This window comes from Streptomyces sp. ID05-39B (genome assembly GCF_033794725.1).
In the GTDB taxonomy this organism is placed as follows: Bacteria; Actinomycetota; Actinomycetes; order Streptomycetales; family Streptomycetaceae; genus Streptomyces; species Streptomyces bobili.
In genome coordinates this window covers 1-22,566 of sequence record NZ_JARGEF010000125.1, presented here as the reverse complement: position 1 = coordinate 22,566, position 22,566 = coordinate 1, and the positions used below count along the sequence as shown (strand labels likewise).

Genomic DNA, 22,566 nt, shown 5'->3' with positions numbered 1-22,566 from the left:
GATCACGGCGTCCCTGTTCGCGCGGTTCGCCTCCCGCCAGGAGGACTCGCCGCAGATGAAGATGATCGCCGCGCTGCGCAACCAGTTCGGCGGCCACGCCGTCGAATCGGCGAAGTAGGTCTGGCCCTGGGGGACTTCCCAACGGCGCCGGAGGCGTCCGGGAGGGTCCCCCGTGTCAGCCGGCCGTCCACGGGACCGGGTACCCGTGCTCCGTCGACGGGGACCGGTCCAGTCGGTCGGCAGCCTGTTGACACCGGCGCGGAGGGCCCGCCAGAGTCGCGGCTGATGGAGATCAACGATCTGACACCGGCCGAACAGCGCGTCTGGCGGGCATTCGCCACGGGGACCGAGGTCGACCTCAGCGTCCCGGACACGGAGAACGGTCCCGAACCGAGCCTGCGGGCCACCGTGTTGCGCGCCCTGCTCCTCAACGGCCCCCGCGAACCAGGGGAGATAGCCGCGCTCAAACTGGTGGGCGCGCACATCACCGGCGTCCTCGACCTGCGCAACGCCACCGTCGACAGCGTCCTGCGCCTGCTCCGTTGCCGCTTCGACAGCGTGCCCCGCCTGTCCGGCGCCCAGCTGAACTACCTGAACCTGAGCGGCTCGGAGCTGCCGGGCCTCGCAGCCCCGCGGACCCGGATCGAAGGCAGCGTACGGCTCACGGGCTGCCGGATCAGCGGCCCCGTGCACCTGGCCGGGGCACAGATCGCCGGGGCCCTCTTCGTCGACCGGGCCGACATCACCACGGACGACCCCGCACAGCCCGTGCTCCAGCTCAACCAGATCTCCGTCGAGGACGACCTCTGCGCCCGAGGCCTGCGCACCCGCGGCCTGATCCGCCTGGACGGTGCGAGCGTGGCCGGCTCGATCGACCTCGAGGAGGCCGAACTCGGCAACCCCGGCGGGCACGTCCTGGACGCGGAGTCCCTCGGCGTCGGCGCCAACCTCGTGGGCCGCCGCCTGCGCGCCCACGGGCGGATCGATCTGCGGGGCGCCCGCATACCCGGCCGCCTCGACCTCCTGTACGCGACGCTCCACGCTCCCGGCGACACCGCCCTGCGCGCCAGCAGCTGCACGATCGGCGAGATGCTGCTGCGCGGCGGACCGCCGGTCCAGGGCCGGCTCAACCTGCGCCGCGCCGTGATCAACCAGCTCCACCTGGAACCGGAGATGCTGCCCACCCAGGTGCGCCTCCTCGACCTCACCTACACCTTCCTCACCCCGCACGAGCCCGCCGAACGCCGGCTGCCGATGCTGGAGCGCGACGACGGCGCGTTCGACCCGCACGCCTACGAGCAGCTCACCGCCGCCTACCGCAACACCGGCGACGACCGGGCCGCCCGGCTGGTGCAGCTCGCCAAGCTGCGCCGCCACCGAAGGACGCTCCCCTGGTACGGCCGGCTGTGGGGGCACCTCCAGGACGCGGCCGTCGGCTACGGCTTCCGCCCGCTGCGGGCCGCCGTATGGATGCTGTCGCTGCTGGCGGCCGGGTCGGTCGCCTTCGCGCTGGAGCACCCTCGTGCGCTCAAGGCGTCCGAGGCCCCCGAGTTCAACCCGGTCTTCTACACCCTCGACCTGCTGCTGCCGGTCATCTCCTTCGGCCAGGAGTCCGCGTTCGCCCCGTCCGGCTGGCACCAGAGCCTGTCGTACGTCCTGATCCTCACCGGCTGGATCCTCGCCACGACCGTCGTCGCCGGCGTGACCAGGACGGTCAGCCGCCAGTAGGCAGGGGCGGTGCCGGCAGGCAGGTCGGGGCGCCGGGTCGGACGTCCGGCTGTCGGGTCGGGTCGTCGGGTCGGGTCGTCGGGTCCGGTCGGGTCGCCGGTCAGCGGGCGGTGTGCTGGGCGGCCAGTCGCACCGGCGCGTTCGCGGCGCCGTAGCCCTGGTAGCCGCCGTCGCGCTGGACGAGTTCGAGGAAGACGCGGCCGACCGTGCCGGTGCAGCAGTGCCGGAAGACGCCGTGCGCGTCCCGGTCGTAGAGGATGCCCAGTTCGCGGTACGTCACCAGCTCGCCGTCGGCGAACTCGTGGCGGGCCGCCAGGTCGTCGTAGTAGTTCGCGGGGATCGGCAGGAGCCGGCCGCCCGCCTCGGTGAAACGGCGGGCCGCCGCGACCACGTCGGGAGTGCCCAGGGCGATGTGCCGGGCGTGGGCGGTGTCGTCGCCGGGCGCGGCGCCGACCGTGAGGGGGATGCGGACGGCGCCGTCGGCGGTGCTGACGGCGCGGCTGCGCAGCAGGCCGTAGGGGTCGGCGACGTCGACGCTCTCCTGGGCGTCGAGGCCGAGGACGGCGCGGTGGAAGAGGACGGCCTCCTCGAAGTGGTGCCAGGGCCGAGTGGGAAACGGTTACCGCCGCTGACGGAACCGCTTTCACCACCGTTCCCACCGGTCGCCGCCAGGCCACGCCCGAGCCCCCGGAGCCGTGACGGCGTCCAGGGGCTCGGCGGGGGAGTGGGAGGGGAAGGTACCAGTGGGCGGAGAGCGTACCGGCGGTCAGGCGCCGGCCCCCTTGGGGATGCCGTAAGCGCGCTCGACCCGCAGGCGTACGACCAGGCGGCGGTCGCGGACCATGGCTGCGCGGTAGTCGTCCCAGTCGGGGTGTTCGCCGAGGACGTCGCGGTAGAGGCGGACGAGTTCCTCCACCGTGTCGTCGTAGGGGTGTCCGGCGACGGGTGAGAGGTCTGCGGTGCCCTCGACGACGGTGTAGGCGCGATGGTCGGGGGTGGACACGTGATAGGAGGCCCGTGGGTCGCGGCGCAGGTTGCGGGTCTTCGCCCGGTCGTCGGTGACGGAGATCCGGATGACTCCCTCGTCCGGGTAGTGGTGGTGGCTGACGTTCGACAACTGCGGTCGGCCGTCCCGTTTGAGGGTGACCAGTACCCCGCCCCGGCCGTCGGAGAGCAGGGCCAGCAGGGCGTGTTGCGTGTCCTGAGTCATGCCCTGACAACGTGTGCGGGACCGGTCCGCATTCCCCACGCGTTCCCCGGCGGCCCTACGTCAGTAGACACTGTCTACGCGCTACTGGTAGACAGTGTCTATGAGTGATGCGGAGAAGGCGGGTCAGGATCTGCGGGTCCGGCTGGTCGACGTCGGAGTGGAACTGCTGGCCCGCGAGGGAGTCGGGGCGCTGACCCTGCGGGAGATCGCCCGCCGGGCGGGTGTCTCGCACGGGGCGCCCCGCCGCCACTTCCCGACCCATCTGGAACTGCTGTCGGCCATCGCCCGCAGGGGTTTCACCGACCTGGCCGGCCGGGTGGCGGCCGCCCGCGGGGACCGCACCGCGCCCCCGCGCGAACAGATCACCGAACTCGGGCGGGTCTACCTGGAGTTCGCGCTCGACAACGCCGGCATGTACGAGTTGATGTTCCGTCACGACCTGCTGGCGAGTGGGCACCTGGGACTCCGGGACACCAGCCTGCCGCTGTTCGGCGTACTGGTGGAGCTGGTCGGCCGGGTCCGGCCGGACGCCGACGCCCGCGCGGTCACGGCGGCACTGTGGGCGAACCTGCACGGCATCGCACAGCTGTGGAGCTGGGGCAGCCTCCAACTCGCCACGGGGACCGACGACTTCGCGGCGCTGTTGCGGACGGCGCTCGACGCGCATCTGGGGTCGGAGGCCGGCCGGTGAACCGTCGGCTGACTCTGGCCGGCAGCGTCTCCGGAGCCATGGTCGTCGCCCTGGACGGCACCGTCCTCGCGGTCGCCCAGCCCACCCTGCAGCGTGATCTGGACGCGTCCTTCGCCCAGGTCCAGTGGACCAGCACGGGATATCTCGTCGCGGTGGCCAGCCTGTTGGTGTTCGCGGGACGGCTGGGCGACCGGTACGGGCACCGGCGTATGTTCGCCTTGGGGATGCTCGGCTTCGGCGCGGCCTCGGCGGGAGTCGCGGTGGCGCCCGGCGTGGGATGGGTGATCGTGCTGCGGGTGGTGCAGGGTGTGTTCGGGGCGCTGCTGCAGCCGGCCACGCTCGGCATGCTGCGGGCGACGTACCCGCCGGAGGCGCTGCGGCGGCCGATCGCCGCACGCACGGCCGCGATCGGACTGGCGGCAGCCGCCGGTCCCGTACTGGGCGGGGCGCTGACGACCGGGTTCGGATGGCGCTCCGTGTTCCTGTTGAACGTGGTGCCCGCGGTGGTGTTCGGCATGCTCGCGCTCGCCGGCGGAAACCGTTCTCAGGCTGCTTCCTCGTCTGCATCGCAAACGGCGTCAGAAACGGCGTCGGAGACCGGCTCGGAAACGGCATCGGAAACGCGTACAGAAACAGAAGGAACGGCCCTCGACGTCCCCGGGGCCCTCTGGCTCGCGGTGGCGCTGGCCTGCCTGGTGCACACGCTCGTCGCGCCGTCCGGACCCGCCGGTGCGCTGGGGGCCGTGGCGACGGTTGTCGCGGGGGCAGGCTTCGTCCGCCGCGAACGCCGCGCCCCGGTGCCGCTGCTGCCGCCCGCCGTCGTCGGCTCCCCTGCGGTCGGTGCGGCCCTGGCCCTGCTGGTCACCGTGTCGGCGGCCCTGAACGGCGGCCTCTTCACCTGCGTGTACGTCCTCCAGGGCGACCTGGGTCTCACACCGCTGCGCACCGCCCTGGTCAGTCTGCCGCTGGCCGCGTCCCTGATTGCCGCGGCGCCGGTGTCGGCCGTCCTGCTGCGCCGGGCCGGTTCCCGTCGCACCGTCGCAGGGGCGACCGCCATACTCGCCGCGGGCCTGCTCGTCCTCGCCGCCGCCCCCGGCACAGCCGCCTTCTGCGCCGGGTTCGCCCTGGTCGGCGCGGGATTCGGCACGGTGATGGTCGCGGCGACCCATGTCGTCGTACGGCAGTCTCCCGCAGCGTCGGCCGGGGTCGCGGGCGGGTTGCAGCAGACGGCGATGAACGTCGGGCCGGTGATCGGAGTGGCGTCGGCAACCGTTCTCATGGGCGCGGCCGGGACCAGGTCGCCCCTGGTCGTACTCGCCGTGGCAGCCGTGGCGGCGCTGCCGTTGTGCCGTGCACTGCCGGGCGGCCCACGGCCGGTCGCCGCCGGACTCCCCGCCGCCGCCGTTTCCGTCTCCCTTCCAGGCGACGTTTCCTCCGGCGTTTCCGTCTCCCCTCCAGGCGACGCTCCGGCGGCCGCTCCCGACCCCCTCGGGCGGTCCGTTCCCGCCGGTCCGAGCGAGGCACGGCACATCGTTCCCGCCGTCGAAAGGGGGTCTTTCGAGCCGTCCCTGGGTGACGATGAGGTCTGAGGCCGTTCCGGCGGGGTATGCCGGACCGCACCTTGCCCGAGCGCACCGGAGGAGAGCGATGGCACAGCTGCGACAAGAGGTCGACCCCACCGAGGTCGGGCTGGACGCGAAAGCGCTGGCCCGCCTCGACCAGCATGTCGCCCACTGCGTCGACGAGGGCAGGTTGCCCGGTTTCCTCGTGGCCGTCGCCCGCGGCGGCCGGATCGCTCACCTCACCACTCACGGCCACCGCGACCTGGCGGCCGGGCTCCCTGTCGAGTCCGACACCCTGTGGCGGATCTACTCGATGACCAAGCCGGTCACCTCGGTCGCCGCGCTGATGCTGATGGAGGAGGGCCGGCTCTCCCTCGACGACCCGGTGGCCGCCCACCTCCCGGCGTTCGCCGATCCGCGGGTGTACGTCGGCGGTTCCGGTCAGGACATCGAGACCCGGCCGGCCGGGCGGCCTCCGCTGGTGCGCCACCTGATGACCCACACCGCGGGCCTGACCTTCGCGTTCTACCACTGCCACCCCGTCGACGCCTTGTACCGGGAGGCCGGGCTGGAGTCGGCGGTGCTGCCCGGTTCGGATCTGGCGACGACCGTCGAGGCGTACGCGCGGCTGCCGCTCCAGTTCGAACCGGGCACGCAGTGGAACTACTCGGTGGCCGCCAACGTCCTGGGCCGGATCATCGAGGTCGTCTCCGGCATGCCCCTCGACGAGTTCCTCGCGGAACGGATCTTCCGCCCGCTCGGCATGCGCGATGCCGGTTTCCAGGTCACCGGTGACCAGGCGGGCCGGCTCGCGGAGCTGTACGGCGGCACCGACGACGGCGGGATGGAGCCGATCGCGGGGCTGCCGCTGTTCGGGCGGCCCCGGTTCCTGTCGGGCAGCGGCGGCATGGTGGCGACCGCATACGATATACACCGCTTCATGGAGTTGCTGCGTCGCCGCGGCGAACTCGACGGGACCCGGTTGCTGAAGCCGGAGACGGTGGATCTGATGACCCGTAACCATCTGCCGGGCGGCGCCGACCTGCGGACAGTCGGCAGCCGGCCCGCCCACGACGAGCCGGGCAACGACGGAGTCGGCTTCGGACTCGGTGTCTCCGTGGTGACCGACCCGGCCCGCACCCAGGCCCCCTCCGGACTCGGCACCTACGGCTGGAGCGGGGCGGCCACGACGACGTTCTGGGTCGACCCGAGCCGCGACCTCACCGTCCAGTTCCTCACCCAGCTACGGCCGAAGAAGTCGCTGAGGCTCTACCCCGAGCTCAAGCGGCTGGTCCACGAAGCGGTCACGGACCGACCGGCGGCTCGTCGACGCGCAGGGTGAACGGGACGCCGTCCCGCGCGAGTTCGTCGAGCCACTCCCGCGACCGCTCCTGCGTCCCTGCGGCACGGTTCAGTCCCGCCGGCAGGGAGCCGTCCAGTATGTGCCGGACTCCGAGCGCGAGGGGACGCGAGACACAGCGTGCCATCGCGCTCTCCTTCGCGTCGCCCACCAGGTCCAGCAGATAACTCCCGGACCAGGAAGTGCCGTTGCGGGCCCGCACGGCCAGGGACACGGCGAGGACCACGCGGTCACGGTCGGAGTCCGTCATCGGGTGGGCGGCCGCCAGCTCGCGGGCCAGGGCTGCGATCCGGGTGTCGTCGCCCGCCTTCAGTTCCTCGAACACCGGCTCCCAGGCACGCCGCCAGCCACCCAGCCGAAGCGTGCCGCGCACGAAGGTCCGCGCCAGCCAGACGGCGGGCAGCCCGTACTGCTCGACGAAGGGCACGCTGTCGCGGTTGGGGTAGACCTCGAAGACCTCCCCGTCGACGAGGTGCGCGCGGGTCGCCTCCCAGGGCCGCTCGGCGGTCGTCTCGGTCCCGCCTTCCACGTAACGGGCGGGGGCGCGCAGGGCGTTGAGGACTCCGAGGGGCGCCCAGCTGAAGCGGTAGCGGAAGTCGTCGGCGACGGCGGGGATGCCGCCGCAGTACGAGGTGAAGCGGTACGAGGCCGGTGTGCCGTCCCCGACAACGGCACGAGCACGGGCCACCAGGGCGTGCGCGAAGAGGTGGTCCAGGCCGGGGTCGAGTCCCGCCTCGGTCAGGACGACGGCGCCGGCGTCGACGGCCGCGGGGACCTGCTCCAGCACGGCGTCCGAGACATAGCTGGAGCAGGCGAAGTGCGCCCGCTTCGCCACACAGGCCGCGAGCAGCGAGGCGTGTTCGCCGGCGGGCAGCATCGACACCACGACGTCACCGGGGGCCAGTTCGGCCGCGAGCGCGTCGGGGGTGTGGGCGCGCGGTTCGACCCGTCCGGTCAGGCCCAGCCTGCCGAGGGCGCCGACGGCGCGTTCCTCGCTGCGGTGCCACAGCCGGACCCGGTCGGCGTGCTCGCGGAGTGCGGCCAGGCCGCTGCCCGTGGACAGGCCGGCGCCGACCCAGTGGACGGTGCCGCTCGCGGGGACCCGGTCAGTCACGGTGCCCGCCGTCGCCGTCGGCGACGAGGCCGGCGCAGGCCTGCCGGAAGCGGGCCAGGCACCGCGACCAGGCCGGGTGCGCGTCGTACTCCAGCAGGAGGGGCAGCAGGGCGCGGGAGAAGTCGGCGCTGGACTCTCGCGGCAGCAGGGAGGGGAGGTTGTCGATGGCGATCAGGTCGAGCGGGGGTTCCTTGCGCAGCCTTCGGACCGGCTCGGCCCACTCGGTCGTCCGGTCGTAGAGGGGAAGGACGTTGAGGGGTGAACCGACGTCGCAGGTGACGTCGGAGAGGGTGCGCAGCCGCCGGGCGGGGTCGTCGATGTCTCGCTCGCGCAGGAACGGCGGGACCGGGCTGGTGGCAAGGACGGCGTTGACCATGACGTCGTGGCCGAGCAGCGCCGCGCGGTCCAGGGCGCGGGTCTCCGCCAGATCCCAGCAGGTCGGATCGACGCCTGCCGTGTCGAACGCGGCCCGTGCGCCGCGCCCGCTGCGGCCCAGGGCGCCGACGACGAGCGCGGTGAAGTCCTCGTCGCCGGGGAGCGGACGCAGGGTGTCGTCCAGGGCGTTCTTGTCGGTGGGGTGCAGAGGCGCCGTGAGCCGGCCCCGGTGCTGGAGCACCGCGAGGGCCGCGCCGAGGTAGCCGGCCCAGTAGCCGAACGCGGCGAGCCGGCGGCCCTCGTCGTCGACCAGGTACTCCAGGTCGAGGAGCGCCCCTCCCCCGTCGGTGAACCTGTGCAACAGGCGTGCGGCGCCCGGCTGTTCCTTGTAGGCTTGCCCGAAGTAGATATGACGATGTGTCAGTTCGACTGGTACCTCGGGGAGTTCCTTGAGGCCGAGGACGACCGTGCCGGGGGGCGCCGATGTCCAGGAGCCCGCGGGTGCGATCCGGGCGCCGGCCGCCTCGTACTCCGCGACCGGGAAGATCCGTTGCGGGGACTCCTCGACCGTCAGTCGCACACCGTTGTCGACGAGGTGGCGGGCGTCGTCGGGGACGATCGGGGTGCGGCGTTCGGTGGAGCGGACCTCGTGGCGCAGCCACAGGTGACGTTCCGTCATACGCGGTTGACCTCCGGACGCGGGGCGTCGGCGGCGAACCGGCCGGCGCCGAGGGGACTGACGTCCACGAAGGGTACGCGGCCGAGGCAGAGGTCGCGGACGACCTCGCCGACGGCGGGTCCCTGGAGGAAACCGTGCCCCGAGAAGCCGGTCGCATACAGAAAACGGGATACCGAAGTCGCCTCGCCGATCAGCGCGTTGTGGTCCGGGGTGACCTCGTACAGTCCCGCCCAGCCGCCCGCGCGGCGCAGGTCGAGGAGAGCGGGGGCGCGGCGTTCCATCGCGGCGACGAGGCGCGGGATCCAGCGCTCGTGGGTGTCGGTGGCGAAGCCGGGCCGCTCGTCCGGGTCGGACATGCCGACCAGCAGACCAGGGCCCTCGGCGTGGAAGTAGAGGCTGCTGGTGAAGTCGATCGTCATCGGCAGGCCGGGCGGCAGTCCGCCGGGGAACGGTTCGGTAACCGCTATCTGGCGGCGCAACGGCCGTACCGGCAGATCCACGCCGACCAGGGCTCCGACGGACCGGGACCAGGCACCGGCCGCGCAGACCACGGTGTCGGTGGTGATCCGGCCGAGAGTGGTCGTCACGGCGGTGATCCTGCTGCCCTGCGTTTCGATACCGGTTACCTCGGTGTGGCGCAGGATGCGCGCCCCGCAGCGGCGGGCGGCGGCCGCGTAGCCGTGGACGACGGCCTCCGGCGTGCAGTGACCGTCGTCGGGCGAGTACGCGGCGGCCCGTAACCCCTCGGTGGAGATCAGCGGGGAGAGCCGGTGGGCCTCGGCCGGGTCGATCATGCGGCTGGGCACGCCCAGCGCGTTCTGGAGCCGGACGCCCGCCTCGAAGGAGGCGACCTCCTCGGGCGTGGACAGCAGGAAGAGGTAGCCGACGCGGTGCAGTCCGATGTCGTAACCGATTTCCTCGCCGAACCGGGCGAACGCCTCCAGGCTGCGCGCGCCGAGCTGGATGTTCAGTTCGTCGGAGAACTGGGCCCGTACGCCGCCCGCGGCCTTCGAGGTCGAGCCGGCGCCGAGTTCGTCCCGCTCGACGAGCAGGACGTCCCGGACGCCGGCGGCGGCCAGATGGTAGGCGATGCTCGTCCCCATCACTCCCCCGCCGATGACGACGACCGAGGCATGCGTGTTCACGCGGGCGGCTCCTTCCGACGGCCGGCCCCGACCCGGCCTCGGGACCGGGGGCCACCGAGACTGTCCGGTTGTCCTGTTCCGCGACGTCGCGGGCCGTGACGGACACGGCTGTCGAGCCTGTCGCGGGCCGGGGCGGTGACCTCGTGATCCCTACCCCTCGCGGCGCTCCGTAGTGCGCGACTTCAGGACAGTGCGCGACCGCGGGACCGTGCCCGGCTTCTGGACCGGGGCCAGGCTTCGCGACCGGGGCGCCGCCGCGTCGTCAGGACCAGTGCGCCACCGCGTCCAAGTGCGGCAGGCGGTGGTCCAGCCGCTCACGCTTGGTGCGCAGGTACGTGATGTTGTTCTCGCACGGTTCGATCAGCAGCGGTACCTCTTCGGCGACCTGGATGCCGTTCTCGACCAGCGCCTCACGCTTGCGCGGGTTGTTCGACATCAGGCGGACGGAGCGCACGCCCATGTCGCGCAGGATGTCGGCGGCCACCTTGTAGTCGCGGGCGTCCACCGGGAAGCCCAGCGCGACGTTCGCCTCGACGGTGTCCAGGCCCTCCGCCTGGAGCGCCATCGCCCGGAGCTTGCCCAGCAGACCGATGCCGCGGCCCTCGTGCCCGCGCAGGTAGACGACGATGCCCCGGCCCTCGGCGACGACGGCCCGCAGCGCGGATTCGAGCTGGTCGCCGCACTCGCAGTGCTGGGAGCCGAACGCGTCACCGGTCAGGCATTCCGAATGCAGGCGGGTCAGCACGTTCTCGGCGCCCGGCTCGCCGTACACCAGGGCCACCTGCTCGTCGCCGCGGTCGTGGTCGAGGTAACCGATCGCCTGGAATTTGCCGTACACGGTGGGCAGCGGTGCATTCACCACGCGTTCCACACCGGTGCGCTGGGGGGACTTCTTGCCGAGCACGCCAAATTTGTCTGTCATGATCTGGTTCCTAAGCAGAGACGAAAGGCCGGGAAAAGATGAGTGGTTCGGGAATGCTAGCGGCGGCGGCATACGGCGGACTGGTGCCGTCGGACACCACCGAGGACGTGCGGTCGCGCGGCGCGAAGGCCCCGGTACAGGTGGCGGTACTGCCCGTCGGAAGCTTCGAACAGCACGGGCCGTACCTGCCGTTGGCGACCGACACGCTCGTCGCGTGCGCGATAGCGCGGGAGATCGCCGCCACGTATCCGGTACACCTCCTCCCTCCGGTGACCATCGCCTGCTCGCACGAGCACGCGGACTGGCCGGGAACCGTCAGCATCTCCGCCGTCACCCTTCACGCGGTGGTACAGGACATCGCGGCCTCACTGCGCCGCTCGGGCGTCGAGGCCCTGGTACTGGTCAACGGACACGGCGGGAACTACGTCCTGGGAAACGCGGTCCAGGAGTCCTCCGCCCGCGGGGAGCGGATGGCGCTCTTCCCGGCCGCCGAGGACTGGGAGTCGGCACGGCAGCGGTCCGGGGTGTCGACCTCTCTGCTCACCGACATGCACGCCGGGGAAATCGAGACCTCGATCCTGCTGCACACCCATCCCGAACTCGTCCGGCCCGGTTACGAGTCGGCCGATTCCACCGCGGACGACCGTCGCCATCTGCTCACGCTGGGAATGTCCGCCTATACCGATTCGGGCGTCATCGGCCGTCCCTCCCTGGGGTCCGCTGAAAAGGGGAAGGAACTGCTGTCGAGCCTGGCGGATTCCTTCGGGACGTATTTCTCGATACTGACCACCGGAACGGCCGAGGGAGATGGCGACGGCCCCTTGGTGTGACGCCCCGAGCGGGGCTCCGCGTCCGGTACGACGACGTCGGCCGCCCCGCTGCCGGCCGCCCCGCTGCCGGCCGCCCCGCTGCGGTCCTTGTCCCGCAGCCCGGTGTACCAGCGGGCGAGCAGGACGACGAGGCCGGGCAGCGCGGCCGCGAAGCTGAGCACGCCGTACACGACGGCGACCGCGAGTCCGGTGCTCGCGCCGAGTCCGGCCGCGCCGAACGCCCAGGCGGTGATGCCCTCGCGGGGGCCCCAGCCGCCGACGTTCAGCGGCACGCCCATCGCGAGGAGGGCGAGGACCGCCAGCGGCAGCAGGGTGAGCACCGGGGCGGCGGAGCCGGCCGCGCGGGCGGCGACGACAAAGGTGGCGAGGTGCCCGGCCAGGACGACCGCCGACGACAGGGCGACGCCGGGCCCGTTACGCCGGGACAGCAGCCCCTCGCGCGCCTCCGCCAGGGCCGCCCGGACGCGTCCGCCCCGGCGGGAGGCCGAGGAGTTCATGCGCACGGCGAGGCCGACGGCCAGTGCGCCGACCACGCCGAGGGCGACCAGTGGCGCGAAGTGCCGTACGTCGGCCATGACCGGGGACGGCAGGGTCAGCAGCATCGTCACTCCTGCGACGGCCAGCACGAGTTGCCCCGCCGTGCGCTCCAGGACGACGGCCCGTACGCCGCGTCCGACGTCGCCGGTGCTCTGCCCGTGGCGCACCGCGCGGTGCACGTCGCCGAGGATGCCGCCGGGCAGGGCCGCGTTCAGGAAGAGCGAGCGGTAGTAGTCGGCGACGGCGGGCCCGAGGGGCAGCCGGATCTTCAGTCCGCGGGCCACCAGCGCCCACCGCCACGCGCTGAACACGGTGGTGACGGCGCCGATCCCGAGCCCGAGCAGCAGAGTGGCGGCATCGATGCGCCGGAGTCCGTCCAGGACGGCGCCGGTGCCCATCCGCCACAGCAGGACCCCGAGGATGACCACGCCGGCGAGGGTGCCGAAGTGGGTACGCAGCGCCGCGAACCGGGAACGGGCGGCCGGGGCCGGGGTCGGCCGGGAAGCCCGCGGCTCGGTCACGATGACACCGATACGGGCCTCGGAGACGGCGGGACCTGTACGCGCCGGGAACGGCACGGCCGCCGCACGAGCGGGGAGCGCCCTGGCCGCCGTACCGGGGGAAACGGTTACCGGCTCCGTGCGGGAAACGGTTTCCAGCGCCGTGCGGGAAACGGTTACCGCCTCCGTACCGGGCACGGTTACCGCCTCCGCACGAGGGACAGCTACCGCCGCCGTACGGCAAGCGGTTACGGCCGTTCCCGTCCGGTTCGCGCCGTCACGCTGGGGCCGTCGTACGGCCGTCCGCGCGCGCCGCACCGGCAGCGGCGCTGCGGGGACGCGCGCGCCCACCGTCTCCGCGCTCATCAGGCGCCGCCCGTCGGGCGGGCCAGGGCGAGGAGGTCGCTGTGGTGGACGGTGACGTGGAGTTCGCCGGCGGCGCAGGCCGCGAGCCGGGCGGCGAGGTACTTCTCGGCGCGGGCGGCGAGTTCGGGGCGTTCCTCGACGGCGGCGCCGACCCAGCCGCGCAGCCACTGGGCGGTGAGCGCGGCCTGGTCGGGGCCGAGCCGCCAGGCGCTGGGATGCACCTTGACGCTCGCGCCGTGGTCGGCGAACGCCTCGCAGGCCGCCGTGACCGAGTCGGGGCCGAGGAGGCCGCCGCGCCGCTGGTGGTCGTTGAAGGCGGCGGCCATCTCCTCGTCCATCGGGTTCTCGGCGCTCAGTTCGACGCGCCCGGCGACGGAGAGGGTCAGCAGTGCGGGGCAGCCGGCGCCCGCGCAGGCGGCGGCGAGGGTGTCGATCTCCTCGCGGGTGAGGACGTCCAGCAGTGCCGACGCGGTCACCAGTGAGGCGCCGACCAGGGCGTCCGGGGTCAGCCGGGCGACGTCGCCGCGGCGGGTCTCGACGGTGACGCGGCTGCCGTCGGCGGCGACCCGGGGCGAGCCGACGGCCGCGAAGTGCAGCAGGTAGGGGTCGCGGTCGTGCAGGATCCAGTGCTGAGGGCCGTCGAGGCGGGGGGCGAGCCAGCGGCCCATCGAGCCGGTGCCGCAGCCCAGGTCGTGCACGACGAGTCCGCCTGTGCGGCCGGGCAGGTTGGCCAGCCGGATCCGCAGCGGGTCCAGCAGGTCGATCGCCCGTGCGCCGGCGTCCGCGGGCTCACGCAGCCGCAGCCACTCGGGGGCGTAGCGGGGCGGTTCCTGCGCCGCGTCGTCCTCGTCACGCAGCCGTACGGTCGGCCGCTCCCCGGGGCGGGTCACCGGGCCCGCGCCCTCGATGACACCGGTTGTCGGCACGACGTCGGTTGTCTGTACGACATCGGTTGTCTGTATGACATCGGTTGTCTGCGTTTCCATGTCCGAGGACACCTCCCGAGTTCCGGGCCCCGGAATCCGCCCGATCTGCCGAGCCAGATCGGCCGGGGTCGTCGTGGTCTTCCTCATGCCGCCCTCCGGGGGTCGCCGGGCAGCCGGCCGAGGACGCCGGCGAGGCGCTGTGCGGTGCTCGCCCAGCCGTTGAGGGCCGCCCGCCGGCCTCGCGCGGCCGCCTTCAGCCGGCGCCGTACGTCCGCCTCGCCGAACCAGCCGCGCAGCTCGGCTGCGAGGGCGGCCGGGTCCTCCGGCGGGACGAGGATGCCGGGCACACCGCCGTCGGGTGCGCGGCCGACCGCCTCGGGCACACCGCCCACATCGGTGGCGAGGACGGGGATGCCGCGGGCGAGGGCCTCGGTGACCGCCATGCCGTAGGTCTCGGCGTAGGAGGTGAGGACCATCAGGTCGGCGGAGGCGTAGGCGGCGTCGAGCTGGGCGCCCGCCTTGGGTCCGGCCAGTTCCAGCCGGTCCTCGAGGCCGTACCTGCTGATGAGGCCGCGCAGATGGGCGACGTACTCCGGGTCCTGGCCGAGGCCGCCCACGCACGAGCAGGTCCACGGCAGGTCGGTCACCGCGGCCAGCGCCTCGATCAGCCGGTGCTGGCCCTTGCGGGGGGTCACGGCGGCCACGCACAGCAGGCGCGAGACGCCGTCGGTGCCGGAGGCGAGGGGGGCGATGTCGGCGCCGGGGGCGGCGTCGTGCACCTTTTCCGGTGCGAGGCCGTGGTGGGAGACGAGGCGGCGGACCGCCCAGTCGCTGGTGGCGATCACCGCGGGAACGGCGCGCAGCACCGCCCGCTCCTTGGCGTCGAGTTCCGCGGCGAGCGCCGGGTCGAGGCCCGTCTCGTCGCCGAGCGGCAGATGCACCAGGACGGCGAGCCGCAGCCGCTGCGCCTCCGGTACGACGATCTCCGGGACGCCGCAGGCCACCAGCCCGTCGAGCAGGACGACGGTGCCGTCGGGCAGCTCGCGCAGTGTGCGGGCCAGTTCGGCGCGGGCGGGTGCCTGCGGGCTGGGCCAGTCACCGGCGACCCGGTGCTTCTCGACCTGCCAGCCGAAGCCGGGAAGGTCCAGACAGACACGGCGGTCGTAAGCGTTTCCGCCGCTGGGGTTCGCCGGGTCGTCGACCCCGCCCGGCATGACGAAGTGCACGGAACGCAGGGACATGGGGATGATCCCCCCGTTCTTCTTCGGGGTCGCCGGCTGCGCGGGCAGATAGGCGAGCGGGGCCTTTTCCATCGTCGTGTCGGTCACAGCGCACGCTCGTAACTCGCCCAGGCGACGTGTGATTCGTGCAGGCTGACGGACAGGGCGGCGATGCCCCGGGCTCCCTCGCCGAGCGCGCCCTTGTGGATCCGCTCGGCGAGCCGGTCGGCGATCACCTTGGCGAGGAACTCCGTGGAGGTGTTCACCCCGGCGAAGTCGGGCTCGTTGTCGAGGTTTCTGTAATTCAGCTCGCTGACGACGGCGCCCAGTTCCTGGGTCGCCAGGCCGATGTCGACGACGATGTTGTCGTCGTCCAGCTGCTCGCGGCGGAAAGTGGCGTCCACGAGGAACGTCGCTCCGTGCAGGCGCTGAGCGGGTCCGAAGACCTCACCGCGGAAGCTGTGGGCGATCATGATGTGATCGCGGACCGTGACACTGAACAACGGACGACCCTCCAGGTGCGGCGCGTCTGGTCCCCCGGCCATCGGCCGCCGGGGGATGCCGTGTAGTACGGCTCTTGGCTTCCCCGTGTTCAGCCGACTCTCACTCTTTTCTCAGGTCAGGCGCTTTTCTCGTAGGCAACCCTGTGGCACAGGGCCGGAATCGCCCCGCTCGTGAGCCGGGGCATCACCTCCGGCAACTCGTCGAAGGCGCTTTCCCCTGTGACGAGCGCGTCGAGCGCGGGATCGGCGAGAAGCTCCAGAGCGAGAGCGAGCCGGTCGGCGTAACTGCGGTTCGCGCGGCGCGGGGAGACGGTGCCGACCTGGCTGCTGCGGATGACCAGCCGCCGGGAGTGGAAGGCCTCGCCGAGCGGCAGCGAGACCATGCGGTCGCCGTACCAGCTCAGTTCGAGGACCGTGCCCTCGGCTCTCAGCAGTTCCAGCGAGCGGGCGAGGCCCTGCTCGGTGGCGCTGGCGTGCACGACGAGGTCGCAGCCGCCCAGCGCCTCCTCCGGGGAGGCGAAGCCGACGCCGAGCGCCTCAGCGGTCTTGGCCCGCGCCGGATCGGCGTCCACCAGCTGCACCCGCACACCCGGAAAGCGGTTCAGCAACGCGGCCACCGCGCAGCCGACCATGCCGCCGCCGACGACCGCGATCCGGTCGCCGACCAGAGGCGCCGCGTCCCACAGCGCGTTCACGGCCGTCTCGACCGTGCCGGCGAGGACGGCCCGCCCGGCGGGCACGGAGTCCGGTACGACGGTGACGGCGCTCGCCGGGACGACGAAGCGGGTCTGATGCGGAAACAGGGAGAAAACGGTACGCCCGACCAGTTCCGCGGCGCCCTCCTCCACCACCCCCACATTGAGGTAGCCGTATTTCACCGGGGCCGGGAAGTCGCCCTCCTGGAAGGGCGCCCGCATGACGGCGTGCTGGCTCTCCGGGACGCCGCCCCGGAAGACGAGGGTCTCGGTGCCACGGCTGACCCCCGAATACAGCGAACGGACGACGACCTCGTCCTCCGCCGGGTCCGGCAGGGTCACATCACGGATCTCTCCATGGCCCGGCGAACCGATCCAGAACGCACGTGCTCTGCGGTTCATCGGCATCCTCCTGAACGTTCGGGAACCAGCTCACGTACCCAGGTGTGCACAGGTCGCGCACAGTACGCGGCCTTGATCGACTCTGTCACCTGGCCGGAGGATGTGCGGTGGCCCTGAACAACACTTACGACGCAAGGCTGGTCCAGCAGGAGACCGCTGTGGGAGCGGGCGTACAGATCCTGGTACTGGCCCTGCTCGGCACGGCGATCGGCATGGGCCCGGCGGGCTGGGTGACCGGCCTCGTCTTCGCCGTAGCCACCTGGGCGGTGCTCTCACGGGCACTGCACCGCTCGGGTCTGCGCACTTTCGGTCCGGCGAACCGAGTCACGCTCGGCCGTGCCACGCTGGTCGGCGGGGTGACGGCACTGGTCGCGGACTCCTTCGTGAGCGCACCGCCCGTGTCGCTGCTGGTCGGCCTGACGGCCGTGGCCCTGCTGCTGGACGGCGTGGACGGCAAGGTGGCCCGGCGCACGGGCACCTCGACGGCGCTCGGCGCCCGCTTCGACATGGAGGTCGACGCGTTCCTGATCCTCGTCCTCAGTGTGTACGTCTCCATGGCGCTGGGCCCCTGGGTCCTGCTGATCGGCGCGATGCGCTACGCCTTCGTCGCGGCGGCCCGGGTGGCGCCGTGGCTCAACTCCCCGCTCCCGCCGAGCACGGCCCGCAAGACGGTCGCCGCGATGCAGGGCATCTGCCTCCTCGCCGCAGGCGCCGACCTGCTCCCGTACGCCGGCAACTTCGCGGTGGCCCTTGTGGCCCTGGCCCTGCTGCTGTGGTCCTTCGGCCGCGATGTGCTGTGGCTGTGGCGGGAGTCGCGGACGAACCGGGGGAGTGAGCGGACGGGCGCGGAGACGGCCCCTGCGGGAAAGCTGTCGGCGCTGGAACTGGAACTCGAACTGGCCGGACGCTAGTCCTGGCACACGACATCGAGGGGCCCGGTCCGCTGAACGGATCCGGGCCCTCGTCACGTGTGGGAGGCGTTGTGGCAAACGGTTTCCGGCAACCGGTCGTCCCGCACCGGTCCCTGGGCGACGATGACCGCCCGGCCACCGCTCTTCGCGTACCGGTTTCCGCGCACTGGTTTTTGGCCGCTGGTCCCGGCCGCTCGCTCCGGCCCCTGGTCAGCAGGACCTGCCTCGGCCCCTGGGCCTGGCCCGGACTGAGCAGGCCACGGCCACGCCAGGATCCCCAGCCGTCCGGCGTTCGAGGAGGAGGCCGTTCAGGCCGAACCAGGGGCACTACGGCGGAGCCCCTGCCACGGCCGGGCATCCGACAAGCTGCCGCCGGCCCGTCCCCTACCCCCTCCGCGGAAGCAACAGCACAGCCCCCGCCGGAACGAGCGCCAGCACGATCCACGGCACAGCCGCCGGCAGCCCACTGTCGAGCAGCGTCCCCGTGCCCGCGCTGCCGATCAGCACGATCACCCCGGAGACCGAGGACAACGCCCCCATGTACAGACCGAGCCGCCCCTCCTGCGCGAGGTCGGGAACCCAGGCGCGGGCGGCCGGCGCCACGAGCATCTGCCCGATGGTGAGGAGGACGACGAAACCGGCGGCGGGCAGCAGTCCGGTCACGCCCGTCACCCCGGAAGGCGCCGCGACCGCGACGACACCGAACCCCGTCGCGATCAGCGTCAGCCCCGCCGCCATCGACCGCCTCAGGGTGAGCCGCTCCCCCACCCATCGTGTGACCGGCAGCTGGGCGGTCACCACCAGCAGGGAGGACAGCGCGAACAGCCAGGCCAGCGGGGCCTGTGAACCGGCTGCGCGTTCGACCTCGGCGGGCAGGGCGAGGTAGAGCTGGTTGTAGGCGAGGAGATAGGCGCCGTACGCGCAGCACAGGCCGAGAAAGCGCCGGTTACGCAGCAACGGACCGATTCCGCCCCGCACTTGGACACGGACGCGCCCGGGGATGTGCTGGGGCAGCAGCCAGGCGTGGCCGGCGAGGACCAGGACGAAGACGCCGGCTCCGGCCAGACAGACCGCGCGGAAGTCGACCGACAGCAGCAGCGCCCCGAGCAGGGGCCCGACGAACGCCCCGGCCTGCCCGGCGACGGTGAAGAGGGCCAGTACGCGCGTGCGGGACCCGCCGCCCGAGTCCTCCCAGGCGACGGCCTGCCGGGCCACCTCGGATTCGACGGCGGGCGAGAACAGTGCGGCGGCGAAACCGGTGAGGAGCACCGCCCCGACGACGGCCGGGGCACTCCCGGCGTACCCGAGCCACCCGAATCCGGCGATGCGCAGCACGCATCCGGCGAGTACCACGGGCCGGACGCCGTACCGGTCGGCGAGGGCACCGCCGACCACGAACAGCCCCTGCTGGCTGAAGGTTCGCAGTCCGAGCACGAAGCCGACCATCCAGCCGGCCATGCCGACCGCCCCGCCCAGATGCTCGGCGAGGAAGGGCAGTACGGCGAAAAAGCCGATGTTGAAGGCGAGTTGGGTGAGGATGAGCAGCCGAAGGAGCGGCGAGAGGCGGACGCGTTCACGCGTAACGCGGACGGTGGAAGGCGCGGTCACGAAGCCCTCACCAACTCGGCCTTGGCCGCGGGCACTTCGGCGCGGTCCTCGCGCTGCTGGGAGCCCTCGCGGTGACAACGGCGGGGCCGGGGGCGAGGACGGCCCAGGGAGCGCGTTCGGCGTAGGGCTGGTTCTCGGCGAGGAGGAGGCCCCACTCGGGGGTCGGCGGCTGTGCGCCGAGCCCGAGGAAGCTCAGCGAGGCGAGGGCGAGGGCGATGCCGGGCAGTCGCAGGACGGCGTGGCGGGTGACGGGCGGGAGGACGGCGGGGAGGAGTTCGCTCCGCAGCAGGTACGACCGGCGGGCACCCAGTGCGCGGGTGGCGCTCACGTGGAGGGTGGCCCGCTCCTGGCCGAGCAGCGCGGAGGTGTGCGCGGCGAGGGGTGCCCAGGCCACGACGGCCACCGCGAGGACGGGCGTGGCGGCGCCGCTGCCCCAGAGGGCGGTGACCAGGAGGGCGGCGAGGACGGGCGGGACGGCGTTGACGGTGTCGACGAGCGGTGCGGACAGTGCGGGCAGGCAGCCGAGGAGTACGCCGGCGAGCCAGGCGAGGGCGCTGATGGCGAGGGCGAGGAGCAGGGTGTCGAGGGCCCCGTGGGCGACCCGGGCGAGAACGTCCCGGCCGAGGGCGTCGGTGCCGAAGGGATGGGAGAGGGAGGGTGCTTGGAGGCGTGCGGCGGTGTCGAGGGCGAGGGGGTCGCGGGGCAGGCCGAGTGCGACGACGCCGGACAGCAGAAGACCGTATGCAATAGGCAGGATCCTGCGGATGGTCGGCGGTGGTGGCGGTGTCGGCCGGTGCAGGCTCCGGAGGGCGCCGTCGCGCAGAGCGGGGCCGATGAGCCGGCGGGCGGTGAGGCGGGCGGCGGCCGTGGTGACGGCGCCGAGCAGGACGAGCAGGAGGGTGCCGGCCTGGAGGACGGGCAGGTCCTGGGCGATGGCCGCCTGGAGGGTGGTGCGGCCGAGGCCGGGAATGTCGAAGATCTGCTCGACGGCGACAGCACCGCCGGTGAGGCCGACGACGAACAGCCCGAGGTTGGGCAGCAGTCCGGGCACACAGCGGCGGAGTGCCTGGCGGGCGACGGCGCGGCCGGGCAGTCCGCGGGCGGCGGCGGCCAGGGCCCAGGGTTCGTCGAAGGCGCCGGGGAGTTGGTCGGCGAGGAGGCGTCCGAGGACCGCGCCGGTGGGCAGGCCGAGGGCGAGCGCGGGGAGCACCGTCCACTGAGGGCCGTACCAGCCGACGGCGGGCAGCCAGCCCCACCGCACGCCCACGACGGTGGCGAGCACGGAGGCGATGAGGAACTCGGGAAGGGCGGCGAGCACCGCCGAACCGGATCCGCCCGTCGGCCGCCCGGCGAGGCGGCGACGCGCTCCGAGGTGGAGGGTGCGGGCGCACACGGCGGCGGCCGTGGCGAGGGCGACGACGAGGGCCACCGCCATCAGCAGGAGTGAAGCGCCGAGGGCCCCGAGCACGTCGGGCGCGACCTCGGAGCCGGATATCCACGAGTGTCCGGCGTCCCCGCGCGGCAGCCCGGTGAGCCACCGGCCGAGCAGGCGCAACGGCCCGTCCTCCAGACCCAGTTGGGCGCGAATGTCGGCGAGCACCTCGGCCGTGGGATCACGGTCGGCGGACCGGACCCTGAGCACGGTGAGCGCCGGGTCGGTGTGCGAGAGCCAGGGCAGCAGCCCGATCCCGCACACCAGCAGCGCGGCCAGTCCGGCGCGCCACAGCAGCACGCCCAGGGTCTTCCTCATGGATCAGCGCCGGGTCCCGGTGCCGACGAGGGTGCGCTCGTAGGGGTCGAGGAGCACGCCACTCACCCGGGGATCGACGCCGGTGATGACGCGCTGGTGGACCAGGGGGACGACGGCGTCGGTGCGCAGGATCGCGGCCTCGGCGGCCATGGCGGCGTCCTGCCGTCGGGCGGTGTCGGCGGTGCGTTCGGCCTTCGCCACGGTCGCGTCGACGGACGTGTCGCAGAGCTGGGCGATGTTGAATCCGCCGGCGCAGGTGTAGTCGCCGGCCAGTGCGGCGACGGGATCACCGGTGTCGACGAGGGTGTTGCGGGCGAGCACGAAGGCGTCGAACTTTCCGGCGAGGGCGTCGCTCTCCAGCCGCGAGTACTCGCCTACCTTCAGTTTCACCGTGAATCCGGCCTTCTCCAGCTGCTGCTTCAACACCTGGGCCACTTCAGGGAGTTCGGGCCGGTTGTCGTAGGTGGCGAGCGTGATGGAGGTGCCGGCGGGCTTGCCGGGCCGGGCTCTCGTGGTGGGCGGTACGCGCTTGCCCGCGGCCCAGGTGACGGCGGGCCCGTAGATGCCGGTGCCGGCGTCGGCGTGCTTTTCGTAGACGCCTTCCGCGAGGGCGGAGGTGTCGACGGCGGCACGGGCCGCGGCGCGCAGCGACGCGTCCTTGAAGGCGCCGGACCGGGCGTTGAGGAGGAGGCTCGTGGTGCGGGTGGTGGCGGTCTCGCGGCGGATGTCCGCTTCGAGGGTGGCGGCCTGGGCGACGGGTATCGCCTCGGCGAGGTCCAGTTGGCCGGTGCGCAGCGCGTTGGCGCGTGCGGTGCCGTCGGCGATGAAGCGGGCGTCGATGCCGGAGGCCTGGGCGCGGCCGCCCCAGTAGTCGTCGAAGCGGTCGAGGCGGGCGCCGGTGCTGCCCTGGACGTCGGTGAGTTCGAAGGGGCCGGTGGCGGTGCCGGCCGGGTCGGCGGCGCCCTTCGCGTCGTAGGCCTTCGGGGAGAGGATCGCCAGGCTGGGGCTGGACAGGCGCAGCGGCAGGACGGGGTCGGGGGCGTCCGTGGTGACGCGGACGGCGACCGCGCCCTCGGCCTTGGCGGTGAGGGTCACTCCGGAGAGGGCTGCCGGGGCTGGCCTGGCCTCGGTGGCGTGGGTGAGGGAGGCGGCGACGGCGGCCGGGGTGACGTCGGTGCCGTCCTGGAAGACGGCCTCGCGCAGGGTGAACAGCCAGCTGCGGTCGTTCTCGCGGCGCCAGGACGCGGCGAGTGCGGGGGCGGCGGCTCCGTTGGCGTCCAGTGCGGTGAGGCCCTCGGTGACGCCGAGGCGGCTGAGGATGGTGGCGTCGGCGCCGTACGGGGAGAGGTTCTCGGCGGGCGGGAAGGCGAGGGCGACGCGCAGCCTGGAGCCGTCCTTCGGGTCGGCCGCTCCACCGTCACTGTCGCCGCCGGAGGCGAAGCAGCCCGCGAGGAACGGGGTGAGCAGGAGGGCGGCGAGAAGCCGCGGGCGGCTGCGAGGGAGGTGCATGGGGTTACCGGTCTGTGAGGTGG

Annotated in this window: 18 protein-coding genes and 3 pseudogenes; 7 read left to right on the top strand and 14 right to left on the bottom strand. The window is 73.0% G+C overall.

Features of this window, described 5'->3' with window-relative positions:
- Positions 1–118 (top strand): annotated as a pseudogene (locus tag P1P75_RS24615) (6-phosphogluconate dehydrogenase); the annotation flags it as partial.
- A 167-nt stretch (positions 119–285) separates the two neighbouring features.
- The gene (locus P1P75_RS24610; RefSeq protein WP_319258878.1) at positions 286–1,728 is read left to right on the top strand and encodes a membrane-associated oxidoreductase; all 1,443 of its coding nucleotides are present in this window, start codon (positions 286–288) and stop codon (positions 1,726–1,728) included.
- Positions 1,729–1,828: 100 nt separating this feature from the next.
- On the opposite strand, the pseudogene P1P75_RS24605 reads toward P1P75_RS24610, so the two are convergent.
- Together P1P75_RS24605 and P1P75_RS24600 are read right to left on the bottom strand one after the other, a co-directional pair.
- Positions 1,829–2,338 (bottom strand): annotated as a pseudogene (locus P1P75_RS24605) (VOC family protein); the annotation flags it as partial.
- Between the two features lie 156 nt (positions 2,339–2,494).
- The gene (locus P1P75_RS24600) at positions 2,495–2,938 is read right to left on the bottom strand and encodes a PPOX class F420-dependent oxidoreductase (protein WP_319258876.1); all 444 of its coding nucleotides are present in this window, start codon (positions 2,936–2,938) and stop codon (positions 2,495–2,497) included.
- A gap of 100 nt (positions 2,939–3,038) precedes the next feature.
- Between P1P75_RS24600 and P1P75_RS24595 the strand changes: the two genes are divergently transcribed.
- From P1P75_RS24595 to P1P75_RS24585, 3 genes are read left to right on the top strand one after another with little or no spacing between them, the layout of a single operon-like run.
- Entirely contained in the window at positions 3,039–3,629 is a 591-nt protein-coding gene (locus P1P75_RS24595) for a TetR/AcrR family transcriptional regulator (RefSeq protein WP_319258874.1), read from the top strand.
- The gene (locus tag P1P75_RS24590) at positions 3,626–5,218 is read left to right on the top strand and encodes an MFS transporter (RefSeq protein ID WP_319258872.1); all 1,593 of its coding nucleotides are present in this window, start codon (positions 3,626–3,628) and stop codon (positions 5,216–5,218) included. The genes P1P75_RS24595 and P1P75_RS24590 overlap by 4 nt, the downstream gene beginning before the upstream one ends.
- A gap of 58 nt (positions 5,219–5,276) precedes the next feature.
- Complete coding sequence (locus P1P75_RS24585; protein ID WP_319258871.1) at positions 5,277–6,533, top strand: serine hydrolase domain-containing protein; 1,257 nt, start codon at positions 5,277–5,279, stop codon at positions 6,531–6,533.
- On the opposite strand, the gene P1P75_RS24580 is transcribed toward P1P75_RS24585, so the two are convergent.
- The 4 genes from P1P75_RS24580 to ribA form a co-directional block, all read right to left on the bottom strand.
- Positions 6,496–7,665: a saccharopine dehydrogenase family protein gene (locus P1P75_RS24580; protein ID WP_319258869.1), complete on the bottom strand. Its 1,170-nt coding sequence runs from the start codon at positions 7,663–7,665 to the stop codon at positions 6,496–6,498. The two genes, P1P75_RS24585 and P1P75_RS24580, sit on opposite strands and share 38 nt — an antisense overlap.
- Entirely contained in the window at positions 7,658–8,719 is a 1,062-nt protein-coding gene (locus P1P75_RS24575; protein WP_319258867.1) for a saccharopine dehydrogenase, read from the bottom strand. The genes P1P75_RS24580 and P1P75_RS24575 overlap by 8 nt, the downstream gene beginning before the upstream one ends.
- Positions 8,716–9,864: an FAD-binding oxidoreductase gene (locus tag P1P75_RS24570; protein ID WP_319258865.1), complete on the bottom strand. Its 1,149-nt coding sequence runs from the start codon at positions 9,862–9,864 to the stop codon at positions 8,716–8,718. The genes P1P75_RS24575 and P1P75_RS24570 overlap by 4 nt, the downstream gene beginning before the upstream one ends.
- Positions 9,865–10,126: 262 nt before the next feature.
- Positions 10,127–10,786, bottom strand: a complete 660-nt coding sequence (gene ribA, locus P1P75_RS24565; RefSeq protein ID WP_086772047.1) for a GTP cyclohydrolase II — start codon at positions 10,784–10,786, stop codon at positions 10,127–10,129.
- Between the two features lie 38 nt (positions 10,787–10,824).
- Between ribA and P1P75_RS24560 the strand changes: the two genes are divergently transcribed.
- Entirely contained in the window at positions 10,825–11,616 is a 792-nt protein-coding gene (locus P1P75_RS24560; protein ID WP_319258863.1) for a creatininase family protein, read from the top strand.
- A 149-nt stretch (positions 11,617–11,765) separates the two neighbouring features.
- Here the strand turns inward: P1P75_RS24560 and P1P75_RS24555 are convergent.
- The 5 genes and pseudogenes from P1P75_RS24555 to P1P75_RS24535 form a co-directional block, all read right to left on the bottom strand.
- Positions 11,766–13,019: pseudogene (locus tag P1P75_RS24555) on the bottom strand (lysylphosphatidylglycerol synthase transmembrane domain-containing protein); the annotation flags it as partial.
- Positions 13,019–14,092 (bottom strand): class I SAM-dependent methyltransferase, encoded by a 1,074-nt coding sequence (locus P1P75_RS24550; protein ID WP_319258861.1) that lies wholly within the window; start codon positions 14,090–14,092, stop codon positions 13,019–13,021. The gene P1P75_RS24550 and the pseudogene P1P75_RS24555, both read right to left, overlap by 1 nt.
- Positions 14,089–15,273, bottom strand: coding sequence for a glycosyltransferase family 4 protein (locus P1P75_RS24545; RefSeq protein WP_319258860.1), 1,185 nt, complete (start codon positions 15,271–15,273; stop codon positions 14,089–14,091). Before P1P75_RS24545 ends, P1P75_RS24550 begins: the two co-directional genes overlap by 4 nt.
- Complete coding sequence (locus tag P1P75_RS24540; RefSeq protein ID WP_086772043.1) at positions 15,270–15,668, bottom strand: 6-carboxytetrahydropterin synthase; 399 nt, start codon at positions 15,666–15,668, stop codon at positions 15,270–15,272. The genes P1P75_RS24545 and P1P75_RS24540 overlap by 4 nt, the downstream gene beginning before the upstream one ends.
- Positions 15,669–15,784: 116 nt before the next feature.
- Complete coding sequence (locus P1P75_RS24535) at positions 15,785–16,765, bottom strand: zinc-binding alcohol dehydrogenase (protein WP_319258858.1); 981 nt, start codon at positions 16,763–16,765, stop codon at positions 15,785–15,787.
- A gap of 107 nt (positions 16,766–16,872) precedes the next feature.
- Between P1P75_RS24535 and P1P75_RS24530 the strand changes: the two genes are divergently transcribed.
- Positions 16,873–17,676 carry a CDP-alcohol phosphatidyltransferase family protein gene (locus tag P1P75_RS24530; protein WP_319258856.1) on the top strand — a complete coding sequence of 268 codons (804 nt, stop codon included), beginning with the start codon at positions 16,873–16,875 and terminating at the stop codon, positions 17,674–17,676.
- A 384-nt stretch (positions 17,677–18,060) separates the two neighbouring features.
- Here the strand turns inward: P1P75_RS24530 and P1P75_RS24525 are convergent, their stop codons facing one another.
- Genes P1P75_RS24525 through P1P75_RS24515 form a run of 3 tightly spaced genes read right to left on the bottom strand, consistent with a single transcriptional unit; the run spans position 18,061 to position 22,543 of the window.
- Entirely contained in the window at positions 18,061–19,284 is a 1,224-nt protein-coding gene (locus P1P75_RS24525) for an MFS transporter (protein ID WP_319258854.1), read from the bottom strand.
- Between the two features lie 7 nt (positions 19,285–19,291).
- Positions 19,292–21,034, bottom strand: a complete 1,743-nt coding sequence (locus tag P1P75_RS24520) for an ABC transporter permease subunit (RefSeq protein WP_319258852.1) — start codon at positions 21,032–21,034, stop codon at positions 19,292–19,294.
- Between the two features lie 3 nt (positions 21,035–21,037).
- Positions 21,038–22,543, bottom strand: coding sequence for an ABC transporter substrate-binding protein (locus P1P75_RS24515; RefSeq protein WP_319258880.1), 1,506 nt, complete (start codon positions 22,541–22,543; stop codon positions 21,038–21,040).
- Positions 22,544–22,566: the final 23 nt, after the last annotated feature.

What these genes read in the sequence shown, in the direction of transcription:
- P1P75_RS24575 (WP_319258867.1), bottom strand. Translation starts at nt 8,719, where the DNA reads ATGACGGAACGTCACCTGTGGCTGCGCCACGAGGTCCGCTCCACCGAA.
- P1P75_RS24595 (WP_319258874.1), top strand. Translation starts at nt 3,039, where the DNA reads ATGAGTGATGCGGAGAAGGCGGGTCAGGATCTGCGGGTCCGGCTGGTC.
- P1P75_RS24585 (WP_319258871.1), top strand. Translation starts at nt 5,277, where the DNA reads ATGGCACAGCTGCGACAAGAGGTCGACCCCACCGAGGTCGGGCTGGAC.
- P1P75_RS24600 (WP_319258876.1), bottom strand. Translation starts at nt 2,938, where the DNA reads ATGACTCAGGACACGCAACACGCCCTGCTGGCCCTGCTCTCCGACGGC.
- ribA (WP_086772047.1), bottom strand. Translation starts at nt 10,786, where the DNA reads ATGACAGACAAATTTGGCGTGCTCGGCAAGAAGTCCCCCCAGCGCACC.
- P1P75_RS24520 (WP_319258852.1), bottom strand. Translation starts at nt 21,034, where the DNA reads ATGAGGAAGACCCTGGGCGTGCTGCTGTGGCGCGCCGGACTGGCCGCG.
- P1P75_RS24535 (WP_319258858.1), bottom strand. Translation starts at nt 16,765, where the DNA reads ATGAACCGCAGAGCACGTGCGTTCTGGATCGGTTCGCCGGGCCATGGA.
- P1P75_RS24550 (WP_319258861.1), bottom strand. Translation starts at nt 14,092, where the DNA reads ATGAGGAAGACCACGACGACCCCGGCCGATCTGGCTCGGCAGATCGGG.
- P1P75_RS24560 (WP_319258863.1), top strand. Translation starts at nt 10,825, where the DNA reads ATGAGTGGTTCGGGAATGCTAGCGGCGGCGGCATACGGCGGACTGGTG.
- P1P75_RS24515 (WP_319258880.1), bottom strand. Translation starts at nt 22,543, where the DNA reads ATGCACCTCCCTCGCAGCCGCCCGCGGCTTCTCGCCGCCCTCCTGCTC.
- P1P75_RS24610 (WP_319258878.1), top strand. Translation starts at nt 286, where the DNA reads ATGGAGATCAACGATCTGACACCGGCCGAACAGCGCGTCTGGCGGGCA.